At 63.6% G+C, this 7,863-nt stretch carries 6 protein-coding genes and 2 pseudogenes; 7 read left to right on the forward strand and 1 reads right to left on the reverse strand.

Translation table 11 applies throughout. The annotated features are described in order from the left end of the window. Positions 1-294: 294 nt before the first annotated feature. From GQO94_RS20440 to GQO94_RS21505, 7 genes and pseudogenes are all read left to right on the forward strand, one after another. Positions 295-1,440, forward strand: a complete 1,146-nt coding sequence (locus GQO94_RS20440) for an acyl-CoA dehydrogenase family protein (protein ID WP_017503623.1) — start codon at positions 295-297, stop codon at positions 1,438-1,440. Continuing rightward, the gene (locus tag GQO94_RS20445; RefSeq protein ID WP_017503624.1) at positions 1,437-2,507 is read left to right on the forward strand and encodes a CaiB/BaiF CoA transferase family protein; all 1,071 of its coding nucleotides are present in this window, start codon (positions 1,437-1,439) and stop codon (positions 2,505-2,507) included. Before GQO94_RS20440 ends, GQO94_RS20445 begins: the two co-directional genes overlap by 4 nt. Beyond that, positions 2,504-4,171: a long-chain-fatty-acid--CoA ligase gene (locus GQO94_RS20450; RefSeq protein WP_150426984.1), complete on the forward strand. Its 1,668-nt coding sequence runs from the start codon at positions 2,504-2,506 to the stop codon at positions 4,169-4,171. The genes GQO94_RS20445 and GQO94_RS20450 overlap by 4 nt, the downstream gene beginning before the upstream one ends. 27 nt (positions 4,172-4,198) lie before the next feature. Then, positions 4,199-5,380 carry a thiolase family protein gene (locus tag GQO94_RS20455; protein ID WP_017503626.1) on the forward strand — a complete coding sequence of 394 codons (1,182 nt, stop codon included), beginning with the start codon at positions 4,199-4,201 and terminating at the stop codon, positions 5,378-5,380. Between the two features lie 11 nt (positions 5,381-5,391). Continuing rightward, positions 5,392-6,177: an enoyl-CoA hydratase/isomerase family protein gene (locus GQO94_RS20460; RefSeq protein ID WP_232333065.1), complete on the forward strand. Its 786-nt coding sequence runs from the start codon at positions 5,392-5,394 to the stop codon at positions 6,175-6,177. A 30-nt stretch (positions 6,178-6,207) separates the two neighbouring features. Then, positions 6,208-6,990 carry an SDR family NAD(P)-dependent oxidoreductase gene (locus tag GQO94_RS20465; RefSeq protein WP_156843226.1) on the forward strand — a complete coding sequence of 261 codons (783 nt, stop codon included), beginning with the start codon at positions 6,208-6,210 and terminating at the stop codon, positions 6,988-6,990. Positions 6,991-7,072: 82 nt separating this feature from the next. Then, a pseudogene (locus tag GQO94_RS21505) lies at positions 7,073-7,363 on the forward strand (ABC transporter substrate-binding protein); the annotation flags it as partial. Positions 7,364-7,428: 65 nt separating this feature from the next. Here the strand turns inward: GQO94_RS21505 and GQO94_RS21510 are convergent. Next, positions 7,429-7,740 (reverse strand): annotated as a pseudogene (locus GQO94_RS21510) (IS6-like element IS6100 family transposase); the annotation flags it as partial. Between the last annotated feature and the right edge of the window lie 123 nt (positions 7,741-7,863).

Genomic DNA, 7,863 nt, shown 5'->3' on the forward strand with positions numbered 1-7,863 from the left:
CCAGCGCACCGCCCACAGGATCACATCACCCTGGAAATGGCGCCACTTGAAATCCGTCATCGTTCCGTCCGTCCAATCTCCGCCAAGCATGCTCAAGCTTCACGATTTTTGCAACAGAGCCCTGGCGGGCAAGACGCGCACGGGCTAAGTACCGACCATATGCCCTAGACAGCCTGAGAACGCAGAGATTCGACGCTTCGCTACCCCCTTGTGGATGTGCGGGCATGACCCGGGGCCACATTGCTGGCCAAGTTTTCAAACCTTCACCGTACCAACTTTCTGAGGAGCGCTTCCATGCTGCCGCAACTGCACCGCCAACCCTGGATGGACAGCGACATCGAGACCTTTCGCGACCAGGTTCGCCGCTACATCGCCGCCGAAATGGCGCCGAAGTTGCCTGGCTGGCGCGAGCAGGGCTACATCCCGCGCGAAACCTGGCGGCCCTTCGGCGAAATGGGCTTTCTGCTGCCCGAAATGCCAGAGGCTTACGGCGGCGCCAGTGCCAGCATCGCCTACCAACTGGTGGTGCAGGACGAGCTGACCAAGGCCGAAATGCCCAACAACGTCACGGTGCACAGCATCGCCTCGCATTACATCATGGACTTCGGCACCGAGGCACAGAAGCAGCGCTGGCTGCCCAAGCTGAACAACGGCGAGATGCTGGCCGGCATCGCGATGACCGAGCCAAGCTGTGGAACGGATCTCAAGGCCATCGCCACCCGCGCGCGTCGCGATGGCGACCACTACGTGATCGACGGCGCCAAGACCTTCATCACCAATGGCTTCACCTGCAACCTGCTGATCGTGGTTGCGCGCACCGGCGAAGCGGGGAGCCGGGGCTTGTCGCTGATCGTGGTGGAGACCGAAAACCTACCCGGGTTTCGCGTGGGCCGCCTACTCGAAAAGATCGGCATGCCGGCGTCGGACACGGCCGAACTCTTCTTCGACGAGGTGCGTGTGCCGGTTGACCAGTTGCTGGGGGGCGTCGAAGGCCATGGATTCAAGCAGTTGATGAGCCAGCTGCCCTACGAGCGGATGTCCATCGCGGTGCCAGCGGCGGCCGTCATCGACCGAGCCCTGGAGCTGACCATCGAATACACAAAGGAGCGCAAGATCTTCGGCGCGCCGTTGTTCGACATGCAGACCACGCGCCACAAGCTGGCCGAGCTGGCCACCATCGCCCACGTGGTGCGCACCTTCGTCAACGACTGCACGCAGCGGCTGCTGGACAGAACGCTCGACGACGAGGCTGCGTACATGGCTAAGTGGTGGTGCACAGAACAGCAGTGCCGTGTGACCGACGAATGCTTGCAGTTGTTCGGCGGCTATGGCTTCATGGCCGAGTACCCGATCGCGCGCATGTACGCCGCCTCGCGCGTGCAGAAGATCTACGGCGGCGCGAACGAGGTCATGAAGGAACTGATCGCGAGGAAGCTGTGAACGCGCCGCACACGCTGCGGACGCCGCTAAACGGCATCCGCGTGGTGGAGTTCGAGGGCCTCGGGCCGGGCCCGCTGGCCGCCATGATGCTGGCCGACATGGGCGCCGAGGTGATCGTGCTGACACGGGCCGAGCAGGCTGCTGGAGCGCAGCTGCTGGGCGGAGCGGCGAGGAATCCGCTACACCGCGGCAAGACAGTCGAGGTCATAGACCTGAAGTCGGCCGACGGCAAGGTGCGCGCTCTGGCGCTGATCGCCCAGGCCGACGCCCTGATCGAGGGCTATCGCCCAGGTGTGATGGAGCGGCTGGGCCTCGGTCCCGCCGAATGCGCTGCGCGCAACCCCCGGTTGGTCTACGGCCGGATGACGGGCTGGGGCCAGGACGGCCCGCTCGCCCAGGCCGCTGGCCATGACCTGAACTATGTCGCGTTGACGGGCTTGCTGTCGCTGTCTGCGCGGAGGGGGCAGGCGCCTATCGTGCCGCCCTCGGTACTCGGGGACGCGACGGGGGCGCTGGGCCTTGCCTTTGGCGTCGCCTGTGCGTTGGTCGATTCGCGCGCCACCGGTCAAGGCAGGGTCGTGGACGCGGCAATAGTCGACATCGTGGCCATGCTGGGCACGCTGGTGCACTGGATTCGCGCCAATGGGCAGATCGATGGCGCGCAGCCGAGTCCGTTTCACGATTCGCCATTCTATGACGTGTATGCCTGCGCCGACGGCGGCTTCATCAGCCTCGCGGCGGTAGAGCCCGCATTCCACGCACTGCTGCTGTCAAAGCTGGGCCTGACGGACGTCAACCCTGCCGAGCAGTACGAAACTGCGAAGTGGCCAGCGCTGAAGGAGCGCATCGTGGCCCTTATCCGCAGCAGGCCCCGGGCGCACTGGTGCGAATTGCTCGAAGGCAGCGACGCCTGCTTTGCGCCTGTGCTCAGCTTGGCCGAGTCAGTTCGGCATCCGCACAACGCGGCAAGGGGCATCTACCAATCCACCCCCTCCGGCGCCATCGAAGCGGCTCCGGCCCCACGGTTCCAGGCTCTCAACGCAACCACTCAGGAGACAAAGAAATGACAGCTACCACCCAGCTCGTTCGCGGATGCCCGTCCACCACGGGTAACGAGCGCCAGCTCAACACTACGACGCTGATCCGGCACGCCGCGCGCACCCACGGGGACCAGGAGATCGTCTACCGCACACCCGATGGTGGCTGGGATCGCTACACCTATGCCGAGTGCTACGCGCGCGTCTGCCGCAGTGCCAATGCACTGCGCGCACTAGGCGTCGAGCCGGGCGACCGGGTCGGCATCCTAGACTGGAATAGTCGGCGCCACTTCGAGCTGTACTGGTCCATCCCCGGCCTGGGCGCGGTCATGCTGCAGATGAACCTGCGCCTAGGCGCTGAGGACTTGGGCTATGTGGTTGGCCACAGCAAGGTGTCTTACGTCTGCGTGGACGAGTCCTTGCTGCCGATCGCCGAATCCGTTGCAGCGAACTCCCCCCAGATCAAGGGCTGGATCGTCATGACCGACAAGCCGCTGGACCAGATCAAGACCACGCTGAAGCCGCTGCTGCACTATGAAGACCTGCTGGCCGCTGCCGACACGAAGATCGACTGGCCCGAGATTGACGAAACCTCGGCTTACAGCGCCTGCTATACCACCGGCACCACAGGCAAGCCCAAGGGCGTGTACTACTCGCACCGCGGCATCTACTTGCACTCCACGGCCATGGCCACTAATTTGGGCATGACGCTGGACGACTGCGTCATGCTCATCACGCCCATGTTCCACGGGCAGTGCTGGGGCCTGCCACAGGCCGCCACGCTGCTGGCCGACAAGATCGTGCTGCCTGGCCGCTACGCTGCCGAAGACACCAAGCCGCTGGTTGACGCCATGATCGCCGAGGGTGTGACCATCACCAATGGCGCGCCGGCCATCTTCCAACCGATGCTGCAGTACATCGAGACGATGCCGGTCAAGCCGGACTTTGGCCGCATGCGCATGCTGTCTGGTGCCTCCGAGCCACCGCTGTCGATGATGATCGGTTTCTACAACCTCACGGGCGCTGAGGTGGTGCACGCCTACGGCGCCACCGAAGCCACTACGCTGGTGACCGTCAACCGTCTCAAGCCCACGCTGAGTAACCGCTTGACCCAGGAGGAGCGGTGGAATCTCAAGCGCAAGCAGGGCCTGGTCCTGACTGGCGTGGACATCCGCATCCTAAATGCCAACGACCAGGACCTGCCGCACGACGGCCAGTCGGCCGGAGAGATTTGCCTGCGCGGCCCCTGGATCACGACCAGCTACCACGACATGCCCGATTCTGGTGATCGCTTCTTGGTGGGCGGGTGGTGGCGCTCGGGCGATGTCGGCACGGTGGACGAGAACGGCTACCTCAAGGTCACTGACCGCATCAAGGACGTGATCAAGAGCGGCGGCGAATGGATTTCTTCCATCGACATGGAAAACCTGCTCATGGGCCATTCCGCCGTGCGTGATGCCGCGGTGGTCGGCATTCCTCATGCGAAGTGGCAGGAAAGGCCGCTGGCCCTGGTGGTGCTGAAGCCCGGCCAGCAGGCAACCCAGGAACAACTGCAGGAACACCTATCCAGCGCCTTCGCAAAGTGGCAGTTGCCCGATCAGGTCCTGTTTGTCGAAGCCATCCCCAAGACCAGCGTCGGCAAGCTCGACAAGAAGCGCATACGCGCCGAGCATGCGGGCCGCTACGCAGAGTGAGCCAACCTTTTTCTACAGGAGAACAACATGAATGACCATGAACCCGTCATCGTCGGTGCTCTGCGCACCCCGGTGGGCAAACGCGGTGGGCGCCTGCAGAAATGGCACCCCGTCGATCTGCTGGGCGAGACGCTACGCCAACTGGTCGAGCGCTCCGGCGTCAACCCCGCAGATCTGGACGATGTGATCGTTGGCTGCGTGCTGCAGTGGGATCAACAGCACGGCAACCTGGGACGTCATGCCGTATTGGCAGCGGGACTGCCCGAATCCGTCCCGGCTGTGACGGTTGACCGGCAATGCGGCTCCGGCCAGCAAGCGGTCAGCTTTGCCGTGCACGGTATCCAGGCTGGTGCCTACCAACTGGTTATCGGGGCCGGGGTGGAGTCGATGTCGCAGGCTCCCATGCCACCTTCGTTCAAGCCCGGCGCGCCGCTGGGCTCGCAATACAGCCCGCGCGAACTGGCGCGCTACCAGGACAACCCGCTGCTGCCGCAAGGCGTCTCGTCGGAGTTGATGAACAAGCGCTTCGGCCTCACGCGCGAGGCCCTGGACGCTTTCGCCGTGCGCAGCCATCGGCGCGCCATCGCGGCATCGCAGGCCGGCCGTGTCCAAGATCAACTGGTGCGGCTGAACGAGGACCCGGCCGACCCGGACAGCCCGATCATCACCGCCGATGAGGGCATGCGCGCGGACCCCAACCTCGAAAAGATGGCCACGCTCAAGCCCGTGTTTTCCGCAGACGGCGCCACCACGGCCGCCAACTCGTCGCAGATCAGCGATGGAGCCGCTGCGCTGCTGATCGCCAGCCGCGCCTATGCCAAACAGCATGGCCTGGTGCCGCGAGCGCGCTTCGTCAGCACTGCCGTGGCGGCAGCCGACCCCGTCATCCAGTTCACCGCTGTTCTCGATGCCACCCGCAAGGCGCTGAAGGAATCGTGTCTGAGCCTGGCCGACATTGACCTGTTTGAAGTCAACGAAGCCTTTGGCGGAGTGCCGCTGATGTTCCAGCAGGAATTCCGCATTCCGGATGATCGCCTCAACGTCAACGGCGGCTCGGTGGCGATCGGCCATCCGCTGGGTTCCACCGGCGCGCGCATGCTCACCGACCTGCTGTGCGAGCTGGAGCGCCGGGGCGGCCGCTATGGCCTGCAAACCATCTGCGAGGCCTCGGGCACGGCCAATACAACCATCATCGAGCGACTGGCATGAGCGTGGCCAACATGAGCGAATCCAGCGAAGTGCTCGTCAGCCGCGAAGGCGCCATTGTCACGTTGACCATCAACCGCCCCCGTGCGAAGAACAGCTTGAACCGCACGGTATTCGATGGCCTGCGCGCACAGCTTGCGCAACTGCGCGACGACGATGCTGTGCGAGCCGTCGTCATCACCGGTGCCGAGGGAGTGTTTTGCGCAGGAGTTGACATCACGGCGTTCGAGGTTCTGCGCGCCGCGCCACTGATGGGTGATCGCGGACCGACGGGCTGGGACTTCTTTTCGGAACTGGGGAGATTTCCTAAGCCCGTCATTGCGGCGGTCGAAAAGGTCGCGCTGGGCGGCGGCACGGAACTGGCGCTGGCCTGCGACATCGTGATCGCCGGCGAGTCCGCCAAGTTCGGCGTGCCGGAAGTCAAGCTGGGCGCCATTCCTGGCGCCGGTGGCACCCAGCGCCTGATCCATGCCATCGGCAAGTCCAAGGCGATGGCCCTGCTGCTGACCGGCGATTTCATTGACGCCCGCAAAGCCTGCGACTTCGGCATCGTCGCTGAAGTGACGGCCGACGGCCAAGCCCTACCGACGGCGTTGGCGATGGCCAGCCGGATTGCGGCCAATTCGCCACTGGCCGTGGTTCTGGCGAAAGACGCGGCCTTGGCCAGCTTTGAAACTCCGCTCGCGCAGGGCCTGGAGCATGAGAAGCGCAATTTCTTCGTCGTTTTGCGTTCGGCCGACAACCTGGAAGGGCAAGCGGCATTCTTGGGCAAGCGTGCCCCCAATTTCACTGGCCATTAACGCCTGTCTGTCCTCTATCAAGGAAAAGCCATGAAACTGAATTCCGACATTTCTGCCGTCATCACCGGGGGGGCTTCCGGTCTGGGAGCTGCCACGGCCCGACTCTTGGCGAGCCACGGCGTCAAAGTCGCCATCTTCGACATGAACGAAGCCGTCGGCCAGGCTTTGGCAAGCGAGCTTGGCGGCGTTTACTGCAATGTGGACGTGATGTCCGAGGAGCAGGTGGACGCAGCCTTCGCCAAGGCCCGCGCCGCGATCGGGCAGGAACGCATTTTGGTCAACTGCGCCGGCACTGCCGATGCCGTCAAGACTGTCAGCCGCGACAAGAAAACCGGCGAAATCCGCCCATGCGCGGCAGATCGTTTCAATCGCATCATTCAGATCAACCTGGTGGGCACCTTCCGCTGCATCGCCAAGTCAGCTGCGGGTATGTTGACGCTCGCGCCGCTCGCCGATGGCGACCGCGGCGCCATCGTCAACACCGCTTCGGCCGCCGCGCAGGACGGCCAAGTCGGCCAGGCCAGCTATGCGGCCAGCAAGGCAGCAATCGTGGGTATGACCCTTCCAATCGCGCGCGACATGATGGACGAAGGGATTCGGATCAACACCATCATGCCGGGGATCTTCGGTACACCTTTGCTGTTGAGCCTGCCAGACAACGTCAAACAGGCGCTGGCGGCCAGCGTGCCCTTTCCCAAGCGGTTGGGTGACCCCGATGAATTCGCGCAGACCGTCGAGTTTCTCGTCACTTGCGGCTACATGAACGCCGAGTCCATTCGTGTGGATGGTGCCATTCGGATGGCGCCGCGCTGACGTATCAATTTACCTGACCCATCCAACCACAACAGGAGACATCATGCAGAAAAGACAATTCATCACCATGCTTTCCGGCGCCATGCTGACGGGCGTTTCTGGTCTGACCCGCGCGCAGGGCGCGGGCATCCAAGGCGTAACAGACAGCGAGATCAAGATCGGCACGACCCTCCCGCTTAGCGGCCCGGCCGCAGGCTATGGCGCCGTCGGCAAGGCCATGTCTGCATGGTTTGATCTGGTAAACGCTGAGGGTGGCTTGAATGGTCGCAAGCTCAAGCTGGTGCTGGCCGACGATGGCTACAGCCCGCCGAAAACCCTGGAGCAAGTGCGCCGCCTGGTGGAGCGTGAGCAGGTGGCCTTCATTGCGGGTCAGATAGGCTCGTCGGCTCTGTTGCAAAGATTGGCGGCAGTCAGAGGTAGGCTGTCGCTCTGCGCCGATCAGGCGGCTGCTGCGAAATGGTGGTTGAGCATGCCCATGGCCTCCGTCAGCGCCGAGGGCCCAATGCCAAAAGCTCTCTCCACAAGGCGCACCTCGCCCCTGATGCCGGGCTGCAGGCACCAGGGGCGAGCCTGTCCTTTGCGCAGGGCTCGCATGACTTCGAATCCCTTGATCGTGGCATAGGCCGTGGGGATCGATTTGAAACCGCGCACCGGCTTGATCAGTATCTTGAGCTTTCCGTGATCGGCCTCGATCACGTTATTGAGATACTTCACCTGCCGGTGGGCCGTCTCCCGGTCCAGCTTTCCTTCGGGCTCTGTTGCAAAAATCGTGAAGCTTGAGCATGCTTGGCGGAGATTGGACGGACGGAACGATGACGGATTTCAAGTGGCGCCATTTCCAGGGTGATGTGATCCTGTGGGCGGTGCGCTGGT

It is taken from the genome of Novosphingobium aquimarinum (assembly GCF_009746585.1).
Lineage (GTDB): Bacteria > Pseudomonadota > Alphaproteobacteria > Sphingomonadales > Sphingomonadaceae > Novosphingobium > Novosphingobium aquimarinum.

What these genes read in the sequence shown, in the direction of transcription:
- GQO94_RS20440 (WP_017503623.1), top strand. Translation starts at nt 295, where the DNA reads ATGCTGCCGCAACTGCACCGCCAACCCTGGATGGACAGCGACATCGAG.
- GQO94_RS20450 (WP_150426984.1), top strand. Translation starts at nt 2,504, where the DNA reads ATGACAGCTACCACCCAGCTCGTTCGCGGATGCCCGTCCACCACGGGT.
- GQO94_RS20455 (WP_017503626.1), top strand. Translation starts at nt 4,199, where the DNA reads ATGAATGACCATGAACCCGTCATCGTCGGTGCTCTGCGCACCCCGGTG.
- GQO94_RS20460 (WP_232333065.1), top strand. Translation starts at nt 5,392, where the DNA reads ATGAGCGAATCCAGCGAAGTGCTCGTCAGCCGCGAAGGCGCCATTGTC.
- GQO94_RS20465 (WP_156843226.1), top strand. Translation starts at nt 6,208, where the DNA reads ATGAAACTGAATTCCGACATTTCTGCCGTCATCACCGGGGGGGCTTCC.